This is a genomic window from Bdellovibrio sp. BIS2, assembly GCF_055398295.1.
In genome coordinates, this window is record NZ_AP035879.1 from 1,120,880 (window position 1) to 1,138,353 (window position 17,474).

Sequence of the window (17,474 nt, forward strand, 5' to 3'; positions counted from 1 at the left end):
ATGAATATGAAAAAGCAGCTTTGGACAGCATTGTCTGTGATTTTGTTTGCGGGTTCGGCCTGGGCTCAGGCTATGGGATCGCTGGCTGTGAATGGTGTGGGTGGTGAAAATCAGGGCTTCCGCAAAGTCAAAGCCGTTCGTTGCGACACCACCAAACGTGGGAGTTGTGATAACCCTGTGTTCTTTGATTTGAATAAACCCACTGCAGTTCCGGCGGGAATGTACATTGTTGGTTTTGAAAACTCCATCAACCCGGACTTGGTTCAAGTGCGTGAAGGTTCAACTACAACTTTGCAGTTGGAGCGAATTGATATCCCAGCAGTAATGAAGAACAACAACGTCCGTGTCTATCGCGACATGGGTAAGCTTGTTGAACAACAGAAGATCTACATGACGATGTATCATATGAAACGTCACTTCTTCTTCTTGGATAAAGACAACTTCGATGATTTGTATTTGGCAGGCGCGTGGGAGCGTGACTATGTTCAGCGCTTTACTTATGAGGCATGCGACAACTTTGTAAAACCTTACGATGCTCCTTCGTCAGTTCTTCGTGCTGAGCAGATTTGTATTGCCTGGAATAACGCCAGATCACCAATGGACCTTCGCGGTTTGTTCGATTTCGGAGTTGGCTACGGTGAAAAAGACGGCTCCTTCAAGCAAATGTGGGTCTCTCAACCTTCCGACATGCTGGTTATGAAACACCCTCGCTATCTGGTCGCAGTTCCAATCAAAGGCTCGACCTTTGTGTCAGTCTTCCCAGGAGCGTATCGTATTTCAGCAGAAGGCAAAGACGCCAAAGGCAACACAATCAAAAACGTCTCAATTGAAGTCGGAAACTACTCCAAATCCGGCAGTACTTTGGGTTTTTCATTGAACGTGGATGGCCTTTTCACTAACCTAGGTGAAGGGGATTGCGCATCGGCACGTACATGGGAAACTGAATCCCGTGCGTATTGCACGAGTGATGATCAGGAAGGTTGCGACCGTTCTGCCGCATCAAGCTGCACTCCCATGTAATGGGAAAAGGGAATGCATAAATTTGTTGTAAGTTTATTGTTTATTTTTGGGCCTCACTTTGCTGGGGCTCAAGGCGTTAAGCCAGTCTCCGTTTCGTATGAAAACCTCATGCGTTGCTTCCCTGAGCTTCAAGATGAAAAGCTGTCCTTCAAAGTCGACCTCAATCGCCTGAAAGAGATCATGGACGAAAAGTTCGTGACCTCTCAGTCGCAGCTGCGTCAAAGAAAGATCCATTATCTGAATGCTGACAAAGAGCTGATGAACCTGATCCTGCGAACCAAGTTCGCCGGGGCTAAAAAGGTCGAGACCGAGCTTATTTTGCAGCAAGTCGACGAAAAGGGTGTCATCACCGACATCAAGCTGACGAACAACCAGCGCCTGAACCCGAATCAGGACACGATCAACAACTTCCTGCTCAATGGAGTGATCAAATCAGACGAATACTCCTATAATGACACGAAGCTTAATAACGTCGTCTCGACCTACCGCCGGAACTTTAAAGAGATCCAGGAGATCGACCTGACCGATCGTGACGGCAAGCGTTCCGTACACTGTGAAAACCAGAAGAATCTCGGCATTATATGCACCTGTTCTAAAAAATAAATCTGTTGAATATCGACCTTTTAGATATATACTTTTCCTTGTGTTGATCTAGGATTTTTCTAGAGTTTTAAAAGGTTTAGGCATTCGTGGTCGAAAAAGTTCCAAAGACTTCCAGACCCATAGATTCTGCAGCTGTTGAGGTGCTAGTGACATCTGAGAAAAAAACCTACAATTTCCTAATTGCGGGTGTCCCTTACAAATTAAAAACCTCTCATGACGACGCGACTGTTGAAGAGCTCGTTGAATTTGTAAATTCCAGAATGAATCAAGCCTTGGGTGTAACCAAGAATGGCTCTTATCAGAATGCAGCCGTGCTCACGGCGATGAATCTTGCCGAAGAACTTATTCTATTGAAACGCAAAGCCCACCGCGAGTTGGAAAAACTTGAAGAGAAGGCATTGCAACTTTCAATGGATCTGGAAAATTCCAAGAACAACAAGGTTTTGAACAACTGACTTTGTTTTGATTTCTTGGAGTGTCCATGCCAGTTTCCTGGAGCTCTAAAAAGGACTGTAGGTCCTTCTTTAAATCTCTTTGTGCCCAAGAGTTTGCACAAGGTCTAGTTCAAAAACAACAGCAGCTCGACGCCCATCTGCGTGATTTTATGAAATCACAGACGGGGGTTTGGGGAGCCTACCGGGCCCTGCCCGAAGAGGCTCAGGTCGAAGAGGTGTTTCACATCCTTCACCTGAAATGGGCCTTCCCCAAAATGCGCGAGGGTCTTTTGGAATTCTATGAGACCCGGGATTTCGATCTCGGGCCCTACGGAGTGCGGGAGCCTAAACCCGGCTCTATCCAAAGATCCCTGGCCGAAATGTCCGGTCTGCTGGTTCCCGGTTTGGTTTTTAATAAGAATGGCAATCGCCTCGGTAAGGGAAAAGGGTTTTACGATAAAACCCTGGAATCCTTCCCGGGGGTGAAAGTCGGAATTGGTTTTGATTTTCAAGTCACCACCGATCCGCTTCCCACCGAGCCTCATGATGTGAAAATGGATTTCCTCATCACAGAATCAGGCCTGGTCGATTGCAAGAAGCATCAGGAGTAAATGAATCATGGAGATCGTAATCAGCGCCATTATCGGCCTGCTCATCGGTGGAACAGTCGTCTTCGTTATCAAGCGTCTGCAGGACAACAACAAAAAGAAATCCGCACGTTTTGAGGCAGAGCGCATCGTCAACAAAGCCAACTCTGAAGCTGCCAAGCTGAAGAAGGATTCTGAAAACAAGGCCAAGGATTTCGAATCCCGCGCCCGCAAAAATGTCGAACAGGACATTCACAAACAAAAATCCACTTTGAAAAACAAAGAAGCGCAGTTGGATCGTCGTTTGAAAGAGATCGAGGATCAGTTCAAACAAAAGATGGAAGAAAACGAGCGCTACCTGAATTCCCTCAAAGACCGCGAGGAAAAAATCGCGATCTCTGAAAACCGCATCAAGGATCTTGAGAAAAAAGGCGAGACTCACATCGGTGAGCTGAAGCAGAAGCTGGAGTCCGTGGCAGCAATGAGCCAGGATGAAGCGCGCCGCCAGTTACTGACCGCTTTGGAAGACGAAGCGAAACAAGAGGCCGCGAAAAAAATTGCCCAGATCGAGGAAGAAGCCAACAAAGAATCCGAGAAAAAAGCCAAGCGCATTCTGGCAACAGCTTTGTCCCGCTTTGCCTCCGAATACACTTCTGAAAGAACTGTCAGCGTTCTGGCTCTGCCAAACGACGAGATGAAGGGTAAAATCATCGGACGTGAAGGTCGTAACATCCGTACGCTGGAAGCACACTGTGGTGTGGATCTGATCGTCGATGACACGCCAGAGGCGGTGGTTATCTCCGGTTTCGATCCGGTTCGCCGTGAACTGGCTCGTCGTACCATCGAAAAGCTGATGGAAGACGGTCGTGTTCACCCGGCACGTATCGAAGAAGTCGCTGAAAAACAAAGAAACGAACTGATGAAATCCATGAAAGAGGAAGGCGAGCGCCACGTGATGGAGCTGGGCATTCCGAACATGCACCCTGAGCTGGTGAAAATCATCGGTGGTCTGAAATACCGTTCTTACCAGGGCCAAAACGCCTTGAATCAGTCTTTGGAAGTGGCGACGATCGCCGGTCTTCTGGCGGCTGAACTGGGTGTCAGCGTGAAGCTGGCTCGTCGTGCAGGTCTTTTGCACAATATCGGTAAAGCGATCGATCACACCGTGGAAGGCAGCTATGCTTTCGTGGGTGCTGAAGCCGCTAAGAAATACAATGAATCTGAAGATGTGTGCCATGCAATCCGCGCTCACGATGAAGAGGAAAAACCTCACTCCATCCTGGCTTGGATTGTTCATGCGGCTTACACTCTTTCCAGCTCTCGTCCAGGCGCACGTCGTCCGCAGATGGATACCTTCATCCATCGTTTGGAAGACCTGGAAAGCATCGGCAACAGCTTCGACGGTGTTTTGAAAACATTGGCGCTGCAAGCCGGTAAAGACATCCGCGTCTTGGTGGAATCCAGCCGTGTGACGGATGATCAGGCGGTGATGTTGTCCCGTGATATCGCTCGTAAGATCGAACGCGAGATGCCTCAGGCCGGTCAGGTGAAAGTGACTGTGGTTCGTGAAACCCGTTCTGTGGAGCATGCAAGATGATGAGTCCTCAGGAGCAGCTGGAAAGAATCAAATTCGGCACGGCCGACTTCATCAACGACGAGGACATGCTTAAAAAACTTAAGCGCTCGATCGAGACGAAGAAACCTTTGAACATCAAGCTGGGTGCGGACCCAACTCGTCCGGACATCCATCTGGGCCACACCGTTGTGATCAACAAGCTGAAAACCTTCCAGGATCTGGGGCACAAGGTGTCTTTCCTGATCGGGGATTTCACGGCGATGATCGGGGACCCTTCCGGTAAAAACAGCACGCGTCCGATGCTGACTCGCGAAGAGATCGAGGAAAACGGCCGCTCTTACGCAAAACAAATCTTCAAAATCCTGGATCCGGAAAAAACCGAGATCGTGTACAACTCCAGCTGGATCATGAAAATGACTCCGGCGGAATTCATCACCATGACTTCCAAATACACCGTGGCTCAGTTGCTAGAGCGCGAGGATTTCACCAAACGTTACAGATCCGGCACTCCAATCGGTATTCACGAATTCATCTATCCTCTGACTCAAGGTTACGATTCCGTGGCTTTGAAAACCGACGTCGAGCTGGGTGGTACGGATCAGAAGTTCAATCTTCTGGTGGGCCGTGCAATGCAGGCCGCTTACGGAATGGAAGCCCAGTGTGTGTTGACCATGCCGATTCTGGAAGGTATCGACGGCGTGAACAAGATGTCCAAGTCTTTGGACAACTATATTTCTGTCGTGGATACACCGAAAGACATGTTCGGAAAAACCATGAGAATTTCCGACGAGCTGATGTACCGCTGGTACGAGCTTTTGACGGACGTGGATGCCGCTGGTTTGAAACAGCTGCGTGCGGATGTGGCCGAAGGCCGCAAACACCCGCGCACAGTGAAAGTGGACCTGGCAAAATTCCTTATTAAACGTTTCCATTCCCAGGCTGAAGCGCAAGCGGCGGAAGACGAGTTCAACCGCATCTTCGTGGAAAAAGGTTTGCCGGATGAAGTGCCTGACTTTGAAGTCTCTGCTGAAGATCAAGTGGGTCTGGCGGCATTGATGGTGAAAGCTCAGCTGGCCGCTTCCAACAGTGAAGCCGGTCGTTTGATCCAGGGTGGTGGGGTGCAGATTGATGGCGAGAAGGTTTCGGACCCTCGTTTGAAAATCGACCTGAAATCCGGGGCCAGCTTCGTGCTGAAAGCCGGTAAAAAGAAATTCGTTAAGATTGTTGTTAAGTAGTCAGAACTGATCGGGGATCCGAGTTATGAAAATCAAATTTCTTCCGCAGAATATCGAAGTCGAAGGCACTCCTGACAAGAGCCTTTTGCAGATTGCAACGGAGAACAAACTGGAAATCCGATCCATCTGCAAAGGGGTTCCATCCTGTGCAGAATGCCGTGTGCGCATTTCAGAAGGGGAATCCAATACGCTGCCCCCGACGAAAGCCGAGCTGAACCTGATCGGGACCAGTCACTTCATTGACGGTCGTCGTTTGAGCTGTCAGGTTCGTTGTTACGGGGATGTGACGGTGGACCTGACTGAACAGGTTCAAAACAGCGAAAACAAATCCAAAAAAATCAGGGGCTTCCGCGCCAACAAACAGGTGGAATCCAAAGCTGTTAACGACACCATGCTTTTGTCTGAAAAGCCGGAAGACCGTCCACAGCATCAGAACGCGGACCGTGGCGCGGATTCGTCTGAAACTTCCACTGAGGTGGCCGCGGAAGGATTGGCGACTGAACAAACTCAAAGTCCGCCAAAACAACAGCAGCAACAAAAGCAGCGTCAGCAGCAGCAAAATCGCCCGCAGCAACAAAAGCAGCAGGGTGGCGGCGGTAATCGCAACCAGCAGCAGAATCAAAAGCAGGGTCAGCAGAAACAAGGCGGCCAGCAACAGAAGCAAGGCCAGCAAAAACAGGGTCAGCCAAAGCAGCAGCAAAATCAAAAGCCGCAACAACAGCCGAACCAGAACCGCAATCAGAATCAAAATCGCAATCAGCAGCAGGGCCAGAAGCCTCAGCAAAATCAGCAGCCAAAACAGGACCGTAAGGATAATCAATAATCCGAGCGGTCTGGACCTGTGGGCAGTGTCCTGTAAACAGATCTTTACCGATAAGTTTCATGGATGTCACACAAGATCACTTTCCGGGAACGGGGACAAGGGCCACTGCTGATACTTCTTCATGGTTATGGAGGAAGTGTTCATCATTGGGAATCCATCGCGGAAAACCTGTCGGCTCATTACCGTGTGATCGTTCCCAATCTTAGCCACATCTATATGAGCAGCGATAAGCTGTTCTTCACCGTGCAAATCGAAGCTGTTGCCAAGTTCATTCGTGAAAATTTCCCGGGTGAAAAGGTCAGTCTTGCGGGTTTAAGTTACGGGGGGGCTTTGTCCTGGGGACTGGCGACCCAGCATCCGGATCTGATTGAAAAAACCGTTTTGATCAATCCGATGGTGACAGACCCTATTCGTCACTTTCTGCCAAAGGAATTAAAATTCTTCTTTGCCATTCCGCTCAACTTGAAAAGTGTCTATGTGATGCTTTCCACACCGATGGGGCGCGCCTTCCTGAAACGTTCAGCGCAGATTTTCCGCGATGAGCGCAGTGAAGGAAACGTGTCGGTAGAAACACTCAAAGGCCGCAAATTACAGTTCGTGGCGCACATGATTCATCACTTTGCTTGGATCTTGCGTTCTGAGGACTGGGCTTACTGGCACACGCGTTTGTACACTTACCGCGGGGAATGCCGGTTGATCTTTGATGAAAAAGATCTGCTTTTTGATCAGACGGCCTATCGTCATTTCGCCAAGCATATCGGCTGCGAAGATGTTGTGATTTTGACAGGTGCAGGACACTTGGCTATTAAAACGCAGCCCGAAGAAGTCTCACGTCTCATACGTGAGTTTTTAAGCGAATCCGTCGCTGCTTAAGACACTTTCGAAATAAAATTACGCTTCCACATTCCAGTCATAGTCCTTGGGCATTCTAACTGTGCGGCAAGTTCAGTTTGTTATTACGCCGGAGGAATTTATGAATCTCAGTTGGTTTAAAGGATTAAGTGGTAAACTCTTTGCTTTGCTGGTGGTGCCTTTGCTGGCCTTGACTGTCAGTATCGCCGGATCCAATTACTATATTTCAGAGTTGGCAGATCGCCTGGAAAAAGCAACGACCGGGAGCACTCCGCTGGTGCGCTATTCGGGCCAGATGGATGCCGCGACCAATGATATTTCGCGCTTTGCCTGGATGGCCCTGGGATCCGAGGATGCCACTGAGCAGCAGCGTGCGATAGAGCGCTTAAATCGCTCCCAGCATAACTTCGAGCAGGCCTTGCAAAAGTATCTGCAGCTGCCCCAGTCGGCGGAATACGCCAAAGAATTTGAACAGGTGAAAAACCGCTGGCCCGTGCTGAAGGAAAATATCAGTTGGATCACCACGGCTTTGCAAAATCAAACTCCGGAGCCCGAGATCAAAGCCTATGTGCGCAAGGATCTGAAAGAATCCCTGGAGCTGATTGATGGCGTGAATCAGACCATCACCGAAGAGCGCATGGGGAAAATGGAAAAAGAAACCCAGCAGGAACAAATCGAAGTCAACCGGGTTGAAACACTGGTGTCCATAGTGGGTCTGCTGGTGGGTGTGTCAGTTCTGGCTTTGGGAGCAATACAGATCCGCCGGGTGGTGCGCCTGATGGATCAGTCCGTGCAAGCTTTGCATCTGTCATCGAAAGATGTTTCGGCGGGTTCTGAACAACTGGCAGCAGCGTCCCTGCAAGTGGCCAGCAGTTCCACGGAATCAGCCAGCGCGATCGAAGAAACAGTGGCAACGATGGAAGAATTGACATCGATGGTGAAGGTCGGAGCAGACAATGGTCGTCAGGCGGCAACGCTGGCGCAGGAATCCCGTCAGTATGCGGTGGTCGGTGAAAAAGAAATTGGTGCCTTGATCGAGTCGATGAAAGAGGTTTCCGAAAAAGCCCGCAAGATGGCTGAAGTCGTTGCGGTGATTGATGACCTGGCCTTTCAGACAAATCTGCTGGCGCTGAATGCCGCCGTCGAAGCCGCCCGCGCGGGAGAGCAAGGAAAAGGTTTTGCCGTGGTTGCCGAGGCCGTTCGCAGTCTGGCGCAAAGATCAGCGTCTTCGGCCAAGGACATTCACGCCATGATCGAAGCCTCGCAGATTACGATCGACAAAGGTGTCAGCATTGCGGATCGTGGCGGCGAGGCCTTGCGCAACATCGTCACCTCGATTCAGAAAGTGACGGACTTGAACGCGGAGGTGGCAGTGGCCACCCAGGAACAATCCCACGGGATTTCACAGATGAGTGTGGCGATGAATCAGATGGATTCATCCACTCAGCAGAATGCCGCGGCCAGTGAAGAGGTGTCAGCGTCAGCTCAGGCCATGCAGAATCAGGCTTTGCAGCTTGAGGCCATAGCGGCGGAACTGTATGCGCTTGTGCACGGAAAAGAAAAAGGGAGTCTTGTAGAGACTCCCTTTTTAAACTTGAATTCAGCTGTTTTAGTTAAACGTTGAAGCTGGAACCGCAGCCGCAGTGTTTGTTGGCGTTCGGGTTGTTGAACACAAACCCTTTGCCGTTCAAGCCACCGGAATACTCCAGTGTCATACCCAAAAGATAAAGCATGCTTTGAGAATCCACCGCCACTTTTTGGCCTTGGGATTCAAAGAACTTGTCTCCATCACGAGTCACAGTGTCGAAGTCCATTTTGTAAGACAGGCCAGAGCAGCCGCCTTTTTTCACCTCAACGCGCAGGAAAGCTGCATCGTCTTTACCTTCATCTTTTTTGAGGGAAGCCAGTTTAGTTGCTGCTTCAGGTGAAATATTGATCATAGAAAGCTCCTTTAACGTCGAAGCCAGTATAACACAGCTGTCAAGGGCAGGGGAACCCCGGATAGGCCCTCCGGGGAGATTGTTCAAGTATTTGAATATATTAACTATTTTTGAATAGCCTGCTTAAGAATCTGAGCCGCACGGCTTAATTCATCCTGAGTCGTCCAACGGCCCAGGCTTAGGCGCAGCGAGCATTGAACCTCTTCCGTGCTCAGTCCCAGGCCTTTCAGAACGTGGCTGACAACCATCGCACCCGTACCACAGGCAGAACCTGTGCTGACCCCCAGCTTCTGTAAACGAGGCAGAATCTGTTCGGTTTTAATTCCAGGTAAAGTGATGTTCAAATTTGCCGGAGATCTGTCGGTCGGGTGACCGTTCAGCTTCACACCCGGGATGTTTTGCTGAAGCTCAGACCACAGGAAGTCGCGCAGGTCTTTCATGTGCTGCACTTCCGCCGTGAAGTTCTGCTGGCAAAGTTCGCAAGCTGTGCCGAAGCCGACAACCGCTGGAACATTCACCGTGCCCGAGCGAAGTCCACGCTCCTGACCACCGCCGTAAATCAAAGGATTCAGTTGAACCTTGGGATCTTTTCCGCGGATGTAAAGAGCGCCTACGCCTTTAGGTCCATAGATTTTGTGGCCCGAGAAGGACATCAAATCAATGCCCATCTCAGTCACGTTCACCGGGATTTTGCCCACTGCTTGAGTGGCATCCGTGTGCAGATAAATTTTGTTTTCTTTGCAAAGGGCGGCGATTTCCGGAATCGGATTGATGGATCCGATTTCGTTGTTCACCCAGATAAAGCTCATCAGTTTGGTGTGCGGTTTGATCGCGGCTTTGATTGTTTCAAGTTCAACCACACCGAATTTATTCACCGGCAGGAAGTCGACCTCCACGCCCATTTTTTGAGCCGCGGCCATGCCCTTCATGATCGAGCTGTGTTCGATGTTGCTGGTGATAAAGTGAATCGGGGCGTCTGGGCTTTCTTCGCGCAGCTTGGAAATCAAACCGAAGATCACCCAGTTGTTGGATTCCGTGGCGCCACCAGTGAAGGTGACCTCCATGCCCTTGCAGCCGATAAAACTTGCCACTTGAGTGCGGGCTTTGGAAACGGCATTTTCCGCGATCCAACCCCAGTGATGACCGGCGCTGGCCGGGTTGCCGAAGAATTCTTTGAAGTAAGGTTCCATGGTGGCATAAACGCGCGGGTCCACGGGAGTCGTGGCGTTGTAATCAAGATAGATGCCGGTGTCCTGCTGCAAAGTCTTTCCCATAGGGCGTTCGGTGCTCATTTCCATAGTGCCTATGAGCTAAACCTTGCCCGGGCTTGGGGTCAACGAAAAACGCCGGAACGACGTCTTTAGGCAACGACTTTGTCTTTTTGTTTTGCCTCAAAATCCAGGATTTTGTCGTTCAGGAAGTTCTGGGCGCGGTATTTGTCCAGATCCTGGATCTCGGCTTTCAATATATGCAGGTTGGAAACGCCCTGATTCTGCAGGCGCTGCTTTTGCACATTAAAGAATTTTGAGCCCCGGGGAGTGTAAAGGACATATTTGTTGTTTTTGGGAAGATAAATGTAAACGTTGAATTCCACCGCCACATCCCCAGCCAGTTCATTCAGATGGATGCTGGCCATTTCCTCGTCGGCGGAATCGCCAAAAGTGGTTTTGACATCCGAGCGTGGGAAGAAGGCCATGGCGACCTCGTTTCCTTCATGCACGGACTTGCGCAGGAATTCAGCTTGTTCCAAAGCCCATTCCTCGAAGGGAACCTCTTTGATTTTCAGTTGCATCGATTCGCTGTCTTCGATTTTTTCGCCATTTTCTTTCAGGAAACGGAACAGGCGTTCACGCACTTTTCCCAGGAAAATGTCATCCAGCTTGCGGTCTTTTCCCATGGCGGTGATCAAATAACCGGAAAAACGGGTGGATTCGATCACGATGCAGGAAATATTGGTGGAATCTTCAATGGCCTCGGATTCCTCAAAGCTGGTCTGAATGCAGGACTTTTCCAAAGCGTCTTTGGTTCCACGCAGAATGATCGAGTCCTGCTTTGACGCCAGCGGATTTTTTTCAATCTGTTCAGGTGTCGGACGATCCTTGCGGTGCACTTTGGTGGGCATTGGCGCCCATCCTGTACCTGCCTTGTTGCCGGCATTCTGACGCATCAGCATCGCGTTCAGAGTTTCGTCACTTTCATCTGCGCCATTTCCCATACTGTTGCCAGCGCCGGGACCTTGTTGGGCCCAGCTTGGGCCCAGACCGTTGTTCTGCGCTGACGGTTGCATCAGTCCCAGATTCAGTTCTGAGTTTGTGCCTGGCATATAGCCGATATTGGATTGCAGGGGATTGCCAGTGGCGGTGGTGTTGTTATCCGCAGCGCCTATTCCGGCAAACTGATTGTTGCCGTCATCACCGGCCAGCAGTTGCTGCAGAATGCTTTGGGCGCTTTGGGCTCCCGTGGATCCGCCTTCGCCTTTGATGGCGATAACACTGCCGTCTTCGGCGGTGCCGGTGCCATTTCGCTGAAACGGATTGGTGACGCCTTTGGCCTGTTGGTCTTTATAGAATTTGTTGACGGTTCTTTCCACTGCCGGACCGGTCACCGGGGGATACAGCACATATTCGCAGCTGCTGGTGTTCAGCATGTTAAAGCTGGCCGCTGAGTTTTCTTCGCCGAAGATGATCACGCAGCAGGGGAAGGCCTGCGCCAGAATTTTGGGAAGATTTCGAACTTTGCGGTTGGGGTGATCAATACTGATCATCACAAACTGCGGCTGTTCCTGAACCAAAAAGATCAGAGCGTCTTTGAGGTTCGTCGTGGACTTGATGGTCCAGTCGCGGTTTTTTAAGAAACCTTCGACGGTTCCAAGACCTGCCGGTTTGGATTTGATAATGAGGAGCTTTTTCTTGATCGAGTTTTGATCCATTCCCCACGTCCTTTGAAACGTTCTCATATTTCTCTTAACGGTCTGTTGTCGTAAACAAACAAGCCGCGCAGGTTAAACTGCGGATAGATTGCCAAGGCTTAACAGAACGCAGGCCCTTGGACCATGGTCATATCGCACATCTGTACTGTCGAAATCGTGGGCTTGGCTCCAAGTAAAAGAATCTCTAGACTGAATGTATGAAAAAACAAACTCTGCACAGCCCGTCGTACTTTGTTTCTGGAGGCAAAAATCCAGAAAGTCTTTTCGCCTGGAAAAAAGTGAACAGCGAAATTCGCAACCGCAAGGGTGAAGTGTTCTTCGAAATGAAAAATGTCGAGGCTCCGGAAGGCTGGTCACAACTTGCAATTGATATTGCCGCCAGCAAATACTTCCGTAAAGTCGGTGTGCCGGGCGCAGGGCATGAAACTTCCATTCGTCAGATGGTGGATCGTGTGGTGAAGGCCATTGCTGCATCCGCCATTCGCCAGGGCGGTTACTTTGCCACTCGCAAGGAAGCAGACATCTTTGCCAAAGAATTGAAATTCATCCTGCTGTCCCAGCGCGGAGCTTTCAACAGCCCGGTGTGGTTCAATGCCGGTTTGTGGGAAGCCTACAAGTCCCAAAGTCCAAGTGAGCATTTCGCCTGGGACGAAAAAAAGAAATCCATTCAAGCCACCAAAAACGCCTATGAACGCCCGCAGTGCTCGGCGTGTTTCATCCAAAGTGTGGACGACAGTATCGAAGGCATCTTTGATCTGGCGAAAACCGAAGCCAAGCTTTTCAAATACGGTTCTGGCACGGGCAGCAACTTTTCAAAAATTCGCAGTAAGTACGAAGCCACCAGCTCCGGCGGAAAAAGTTCGGGTCTGATTTCGTTCCTTGAGGTTTTGGACAAGGGCGCTGGGGCCATCAAGTCCGGGGGCACGACCAGACGGGCGGCAAAAATGGTGGTGGTCGATATTGATCACCCCGAGGTTCTGGATTTCATTGACTGGAAAATGCGCGAGGAGCAAAAAGCGCATCTTTTGATTGCCGCCGGCCTGAGTGCTGATTTCGAGGGCGAAGCCTATCGCACGGTTTCTGGCCAAAATGCCAACAATTCGGTCCGTGTCAGCGATGCCTTTATGAAGGCCGTGGAGCTTGAGCGTCCGTGGAAGCTGAAAGCCCGCCTGACCGGAAAAGTCCTGCGCGAGATCCCGGCAGGCGAAGTCTGGAGCCGCATCACCAGAGCCGCGTGGATGTGCGCTGATCCCGGCATTCAGTTCCACGACACGATTAACAAGTGGCACACCTGTCCTGAAACCGACATCATTCATTCTAGCAATCCGTGTTCGGAATACATGTTCCTGGACGATTCGGCCTGCAATCTGGCATCGATCAATCTGGTGAAGTTTCTGGGCGAAAACGGGGACTTTGATTTTGAGTCGTTTATTCACACCGCGCGAACTCTGTTCGTTGCGCAGGAAATTCTGGTGGATTATTCCAGCTATCCGACGCAGAAAATTGCCCAGAATTCCCATGACTATCGCCCTTTGGGTTTGGGATTTGCCAACCTGGGAAGCCTGTTGATGCGAAAAGGTGTGGCCTATGACAGTGACGAGGGCCGTGCCTGGGCGGGGTCTTTGACGGCGCTGATGTCGGGGGTCGCATATCTGACCAGTTCCGAGATGGCTCGAGCCAAGGGGCCATTTGCGGGCTATCGCAAAAACAGCAAATCGATGCTGAAGGTGATGAAAATGCACGAGCGCGCCTTGAATCAGGTGGCGTGGAAGATGCTGCCTTCCGGAATCGACAAAGCGGTGAAAAACCTGTGGAAGGGTGTTTTGTATAACGGCGAAAAATACGGATACCGAAACTCTCAAGCCACAGTGATTGCGCCGACCGGAACCATCGGTCTTTTGATGGATTGTGACACCACGGGGATCGAGCCGGATTTTTCTCTGATCAAATTTAAAAAACTTGTGGGCGGGGGCGAAATTCAGATTGTGAATCAGTCTGTCGATGCGGCTTTGAAAGCTCTGCAGTACACCGAGGAAGAACGTCAGGCGATTCTGAAGTACGTCGAGGAAAACAACTCGGTCGTGGGGGCTCCGCAAATGCACCCGGAAGACCTGCCGGTCTTTGACACCGCCACGGCAATGCCCGGTCAGCGGGTGTTGTCCCCGGAAAGTCATGTGAAGATGATGGCGGCTGTGCAGCCGTTCATCAGTGGGGCCATTTCCAAAACGGTGAATATGCCAAGCACCGCCACTGAAGAGGACATCAGCCGCATTTACTTCCTGGCCTGGGAGCTGGGGGTGAAGGCCGTGGCTGTTTACCGGGACGGCAGCAAGCAGAGCCAGCCTCTGAATCTGAAGGAAAAGCCCAAAGCGGTGGAAGAGGTCAGTGTTCCGAACTTCACCATGAAATGCCCGGAATGCGGGAGTGACACAGTGCTTACGAGTGGGTGCTATAGATGCCCGAACTGCGGGACTACAGTGGGCTGCTCCTAAAGCGCTGAAAAGCGTCCGCCAGTCCTTGAACCTTCTTTTTGGCTTTGTGCGGCGGTGCTGGTCAAAGTTTGGTGGGGCCTTTATTCTCTCTGTTCTCTATAACTAAGGACTGCTTTATGTCTAAAAAAGATATTTTTGGTGATGATATTAACGAGACAAAAGACTTCGCAAGTTTCGAAGAACTTTTTGCTCAATCCGAAAAAGGGATGAAGACAAAACTTTCCGTGGGCGATCAGGTTCATGGCGAGATTCTTTCCATCGGTAAAGAAGAGGCTTTCGTAGCCACGGGCACTCCGACTGACGGTATGATCCTGACCAAGGATCTGTTGGATGAAAATAAAGAAGTAAAATACAAAGTCGGCGATTACATCGACTGCGTTGTGACTTCCATCAAAGGTGGCGAAGTTCGTCTGGCTAAAAAAGGCTCGATGAATGCTTCCACAGATTCTTTGGAAGACGCTTTCGACATGGAACTTCCAGTGGAAGGCCGCGTGACGGAGACCTGCAATGGCGGCTTCCGTGTGAACATCCAGGGTAAAACCGCGTTCTGCCCGATCAGTCAGATCGACAGCCGCTTTGTTCAGGATGCCAACGAATACGTGGGTAAAAAATTCGACTTCATGATCACTCAGTTGGATCCAAAAGGGCGCAACATTGTTGTCTCCCGCCGCAAGGTTCTGGATCTGCAAAAAGCTGAAAACGAAGGTACTTTCATGCTGAAACATCAGCCGGGCGCTTTGCTTGAGGGCAGAATCGTTCGTCTGGAAAAGTTTGGCGCATTTGTTGAGCTTGAAGCGGGTATCGAAGGTCTGATCCACGTTTCTGAACTTTCCTGGTCCCGCGTTCATGACCCAAAAGAAGTGGTTATGGCCGGTCAGCCGGTGACAGTGAAGCTTTTGAAAATGGAAGAAATCGACGGTCGTCTGAAAATCTCCCTTTCTTTGAAACAGGCTGACGGTGCAGGCAATCCTTGGATGGCAGTTCCGCAGAAATTCCCGGTGGGCACAGTGGTGCAGGGGAAAGTGGAAAAGAAAGAGACCTATGGATTGTTTGTGAACATCGCGCCGGGTGTGACGGGTCTTTTGCCTCGTTCCAAATGGCGTGATTCCGTGGATGCCGCTCAATACGAAAACAAAAAGCGCGGTGACGATGTGACTGTTCAGGTTGATCAGATCATGTTCGAAGAAAAGAAAATTTCTTTGGCGTTGCCTGGAGAAGCGGAAGACCACAGTTGGAAGTCTCACTCCACGACCTCATCCGGTCTGGGGGCGATGGCAGAGGCTTTAAAAGGTCTTAACATCAAGAAGAACTAACGGATCTTCCTCGACAATTTGAAATTATGGAAAGCCCCTTGGAGCAAATACTCCAGGGGGCTTTTGTTTTTACTTTAGGACTTAAATCAGTTTTTCATCAATTTTCTGGTTAATCCTAAATAAAAGTGTTCCATGAACCGATAAGAAATGCAGATTTATGCCCTATCAGAACGTCCATCAGGGTGAGGGAATATGAACAGCAACATTGTGTCTTACATTGAGACAAAAATTCTGGAAAATGCCAACGAACGCTGGTTGTTTCAGAACTTCAAATTTGAAGGTCTGAAACTGCGCCCCCTGGAGCAACGCAAGTACTTCGACTTCGGAGTGATTGAAGTGTTCCTGAATTCCAACGGCAGCATTGATGTCGCCGGGGATTTCTATCGCAATTCGATCACACCGAAAGAGTACAACTCGATCCAGGATGCCTGTGCGATGGTGTATGATCATCTTCGCTATGCAGACCAAAACTATCATCGTCTGGTGCAGGCACCGGAAGACTGGACGAAGAAAAGTTTCTTCGGAAGGCTTTTCTCGGGCTTTAAAAAGGCCGGCTAGTCACAGATTGCGAATCCAGAAAATCAGCGCCATCTCGGCAAAGTACTGATGACGGCGCTCTTTCATATTCGCCGACTTATAAGGGCTGGTGATAACGTCCTTCACCTTCCGGCCCTTGTATTCCAGACTGACTTCGCAACTGTGTTCATCCTTCGGCAAAACGTGCAGATGCAGACCTGCCGGGCTTTTCACCTCACGGGATTTTGAAAAACTCCACATTTGATCTGTCATAAAACCACGCAGCACCGGCATCAGTCGGTTCATCAAAAACTGGCCGGTCACTTCATCAATCACACAAAGAGAAGGAATCTGTTTCAGTTTTGCGGCAAAGATTTCAGCCGCGTCCTCGCCATCGCGGGCCAGGGTGCAAAATTGCAGTGCCTCAGTCAGGCGGTCAAAGGCGGGCTGTAAGGCGGATTCTTGACTGCGATAATACGACGCCTTCACTTCCACGTAAGGCAGATGCACGCGGTAACCTTTTTCCACTGCCACATCCTTTAGAACCTCCTCGACGATCACGGCAATATCGGATTCACCGACACCCAGGGTGTCCCATTTGCGGGTCAGATAGGGATCCAGACTCTTTGCCTGTTCAGAAAGCCAGCTTTGAATGTTTGCATCCCACACGGCTTCGATTTCGCGTGGTGGGCCGGGCAGGACAAAAACTTTTTTACCGTGGGCTTCCAGGGTAAACCCGTTGGCTGTGCCTTCGCGATTGGGAAGAATGGTGGCGCCTTGCGGGAAATAGCACTGCTGGCGCTGGATGTCCTTCACGACGTAACCACGCGAGGTCAGGCGGTCGTTGACGTGCTGCCAGCTACCCTCATCAAACTGCAGCTTTTTCCCTGCCCAGTCGGCCACGACATCACGGGTGAAATCGTCCGATGTGGGGCCCAGGCCTCCGGTAATAAAAATCAAATCCGCCTTGGCGGCACAGAACTCGATTCCTTCAAGCATCAGGGGGCGCTCGTCCGGCACCACCAGGTGGGCTTTGGTGGTCAACCCCAAGTCTTTTAGCTTTTTAGAGATCCAAGAGGCGTTTTTGTTTACAATTTGCCCATCGGTCAGCTCAGTTCCAATGCCCAATACAGCGGCTTTCATAGTCAGCGGTC

Annotated in this window: 16 protein-coding genes; 12 read left to right on the forward strand and 4 right to left on the reverse strand. The window is 50.4% G+C overall.

The window, feature by feature from the left end; translation table 11 throughout:
• Positions 1-6 precede the first annotated feature (6 nt).
• The 9 genes from ACZ520_RS05410 (at position 7) to ACZ520_RS05450 (ending at position 8,754) form a co-directional block, all read left to right on the forward strand.
• Positions 7-1,020, forward strand: coding sequence for a hypothetical protein (locus ACZ520_RS05410; RefSeq protein WP_464127710.1), 1,014 nt, complete (start codon positions 7-9; stop codon positions 1,018-1,020).
• 108 nt (positions 1,021-1,128) lie between these two features.
• On the forward strand, positions 1,129-1,623 hold the full coding sequence (locus ACZ520_RS05415) for a hypothetical protein (protein ID WP_088565859.1): 495 nt from the start codon (positions 1,129-1,131) through the stop codon (positions 1,621-1,623).
• Between the two features lie 146 nt (positions 1,624-1,769).
• On the forward strand, positions 1,770-2,078 hold the full coding sequence (locus ACZ520_RS05420; RefSeq protein WP_088566884.1) for a cell division protein ZapA: 309 nt from the start codon (positions 1,770-1,772) through the stop codon (positions 2,076-2,078).
• 26 nt (positions 2,079-2,104) lie between these two features.
• A complete protein-coding gene (locus ACZ520_RS05425) occupies positions 2,105-2,668 on the forward strand; it encodes a 5-formyltetrahydrofolate cyclo-ligase (protein WP_464127711.1) in 564 nt (187 codons plus the stop codon).
• A 7-nt stretch (positions 2,669-2,675) separates the two neighbouring features.
• A complete protein-coding gene (rny, locus tag ACZ520_RS05430; protein ID WP_088565857.1) occupies positions 2,676-4,241 on the forward strand; it encodes a ribonuclease Y in 1,566 nt (521 codons plus the stop codon).
• On the forward strand, positions 4,238-5,455 hold the full coding sequence (gene tyrS, locus ACZ520_RS05435; protein ID WP_088565856.1) for a tyrosine--tRNA ligase: 1,218 nt from the start codon (positions 4,238-4,240) through the stop codon (positions 5,453-5,455). Before rny ends, tyrS begins: the two co-directional genes overlap by 4 nt.
• 25 nt (positions 5,456-5,480) lie before the next feature.
• A complete protein-coding gene (locus tag ACZ520_RS05440) occupies positions 5,481-6,278 on the forward strand; it encodes a 2Fe-2S iron-sulfur cluster-binding protein (RefSeq protein ID WP_464127712.1) in 798 nt (265 codons plus the stop codon).
• Positions 6,279-6,341: 63 nt separating this feature from the next.
• A complete protein-coding gene (locus ACZ520_RS05445) occupies positions 6,342-7,151 on the forward strand; it encodes an alpha/beta fold hydrolase (RefSeq protein ID WP_464127713.1) in 810 nt (269 codons plus the stop codon).
• A 100-nt stretch (positions 7,152-7,251) separates the two neighbouring features.
• Positions 7,252-8,754 (forward strand): methyl-accepting chemotaxis protein, encoded by a 1,503-nt coding sequence (locus ACZ520_RS05450; RefSeq protein ID WP_464127714.1) that lies wholly within the window; start codon positions 7,252-7,254, stop codon positions 8,752-8,754.
• On the opposite strand, the gene ACZ520_RS05455 is transcribed toward ACZ520_RS05450, so the two are convergent.
• The 3 genes from ACZ520_RS05455 to ACZ520_RS05465 all read right to left on the reverse strand — a co-directional run bounded on the left by ACZ520_RS05455 (position 8,744) and on the right by ACZ520_RS05465 (position 11,999).
• Positions 8,744-9,070, reverse strand: a complete 327-nt coding sequence (locus ACZ520_RS05455) for a HesB/IscA family protein (protein ID WP_088565852.1) — start codon at positions 9,068-9,070, stop codon at positions 8,744-8,746. The genes ACZ520_RS05450 and ACZ520_RS05455 overlap by 11 nt on opposite strands.
• A 104-nt stretch (positions 9,071-9,174) precedes the next feature.
• On the reverse strand, positions 9,175-10,362 hold the full coding sequence (locus ACZ520_RS05460) for a cysteine desulfurase family protein (protein WP_464127715.1): 1,188 nt from the start codon (positions 10,360-10,362) through the stop codon (positions 9,175-9,177).
• A 68-nt stretch (positions 10,363-10,430) separates the two neighbouring features.
• Complete coding sequence (locus ACZ520_RS05465; RefSeq protein WP_464127716.1) at positions 10,431-11,999, reverse strand: hypothetical protein; 1,569 nt, start codon at positions 11,997-11,999, stop codon at positions 10,431-10,433.
• 197 nt (positions 12,000-12,196) lie between these two features.
• Here ACZ520_RS05465 and ACZ520_RS05470 point away from each other — a divergent pair, with 197 nt between their 5' ends.
• From ACZ520_RS05470 to ACZ520_RS05480, 3 genes are all read left to right on the forward strand, one after another.
• Positions 12,197-14,491, forward strand: coding sequence for a vitamin B12-dependent ribonucleotide reductase (locus ACZ520_RS05470; RefSeq protein ID WP_464127717.1), 2,295 nt, complete (start codon positions 12,197-12,199; stop codon positions 14,489-14,491).
• A gap of 116 nt (positions 14,492-14,607) precedes the next feature.
• A complete protein-coding gene (locus ACZ520_RS05475; protein WP_417870008.1) occupies positions 14,608-15,804 on the forward strand; it encodes a S1 RNA-binding domain-containing protein in 1,197 nt (398 codons plus the stop codon).
• Positions 15,805-15,996: 192 nt separating this feature from the next.
• On the forward strand, positions 15,997-16,362 hold the full coding sequence (locus tag ACZ520_RS05480; protein WP_088565847.1) for a hypothetical protein: 366 nt from the start codon (positions 15,997-15,999) through the stop codon (positions 16,360-16,362).
• On the opposite strand, the gene ACZ520_RS05485 is transcribed toward ACZ520_RS05480, so the two are convergent.
• Positions 16,363-17,463 carry a competence/damage-inducible protein A gene (locus ACZ520_RS05485; RefSeq protein WP_088565846.1) on the reverse strand — a complete coding sequence of 367 codons (1,101 nt, stop codon included), beginning with the start codon at positions 17,461-17,463 and terminating at the stop codon, positions 16,363-16,365.
• Positions 17,464-17,474 lie beyond the last annotated feature (11 nt).

Bases quoted from the DNA above. Each gene is read 5' to 3' on its own strand.
- ACZ520_RS05410 (WP_464127710.1), top strand. From the start codon at position 7: ATGAAAAAGCAGCTTTGGACAGCATTGTCTGTGATTTTGTTTGCGGGT.
- ACZ520_RS05415 (WP_088565859.1), top strand. From the start codon at position 1,129: ATGCGTTGCTTCCCTGAGCTTCAAGATGAAAAGCTGTCCTTCAAAGTC.
- ACZ520_RS05425 (WP_464127711.1), top strand. From the start codon at position 2,105: ATGCCAGTTTCCTGGAGCTCTAAAAAGGACTGTAGGTCCTTCTTTAAA.
- rny (WP_088565857.1), top strand. From the start codon at position 2,676: ATGGAGATCGTAATCAGCGCCATTATCGGCCTGCTCATCGGTGGAACA.
- tyrS (WP_088565856.1), top strand. From the start codon at position 4,238: ATGATGAGTCCTCAGGAGCAGCTGGAAAGAATCAAATTCGGCACGGCC.
- ACZ520_RS05440 (WP_464127712.1), top strand. From the start codon at position 5,481: ATGAAAATCAAATTTCTTCCGCAGAATATCGAAGTCGAAGGCACTCCT.
- ACZ520_RS05445 (WP_464127713.1), top strand. From the start codon at position 6,342: ATGTCACACAAGATCACTTTCCGGGAACGGGGACAAGGGCCACTGCTG.
- ACZ520_RS05450 (WP_464127714.1), top strand. From the start codon at position 7,252: ATGAATCTCAGTTGGTTTAAAGGATTAAGTGGTAAACTCTTTGCTTTG.
- ACZ520_RS05455 (WP_088565852.1), bottom strand. From the start codon at position 9,070: ATGATCAATATTTCACCTGAAGCAGCAACTAAACTGGCTTCCCTCAAA.
- ACZ520_RS05460 (WP_464127715.1), bottom strand. From the start codon at position 10,362: ATGAGCACCGAACGCCCTATGGGAAAGACTTTGCAGCAGGACACCGGC.
- ACZ520_RS05465 (WP_464127716.1), bottom strand. From the start codon at position 11,999: ATGGATCAAAACTCGATCAAGAAAAAGCTCCTCATTATCAAATCCAAA.
- ACZ520_RS05470 (WP_464127717.1), top strand. From the start codon at position 12,197: ATGAAAAAACAAACTCTGCACAGCCCGTCGTACTTTGTTTCTGGAGGC.
- ACZ520_RS05475 (WP_417870008.1), top strand. From the start codon at position 14,608: ATGTCTAAAAAAGATATTTTTGGTGATGATATTAACGAGACAAAAGAC.
- ACZ520_RS05480 (WP_088565847.1), top strand. From the start codon at position 15,997: ATGAACAGCAACATTGTGTCTTACATTGAGACAAAAATTCTGGAAAAT.
- ACZ520_RS05485 (WP_088565846.1), bottom strand. From the start codon at position 17,463: ATGAAAGCCGCTGTATTGGGCATTGGAACTGAGCTGACCGATGGGCAA.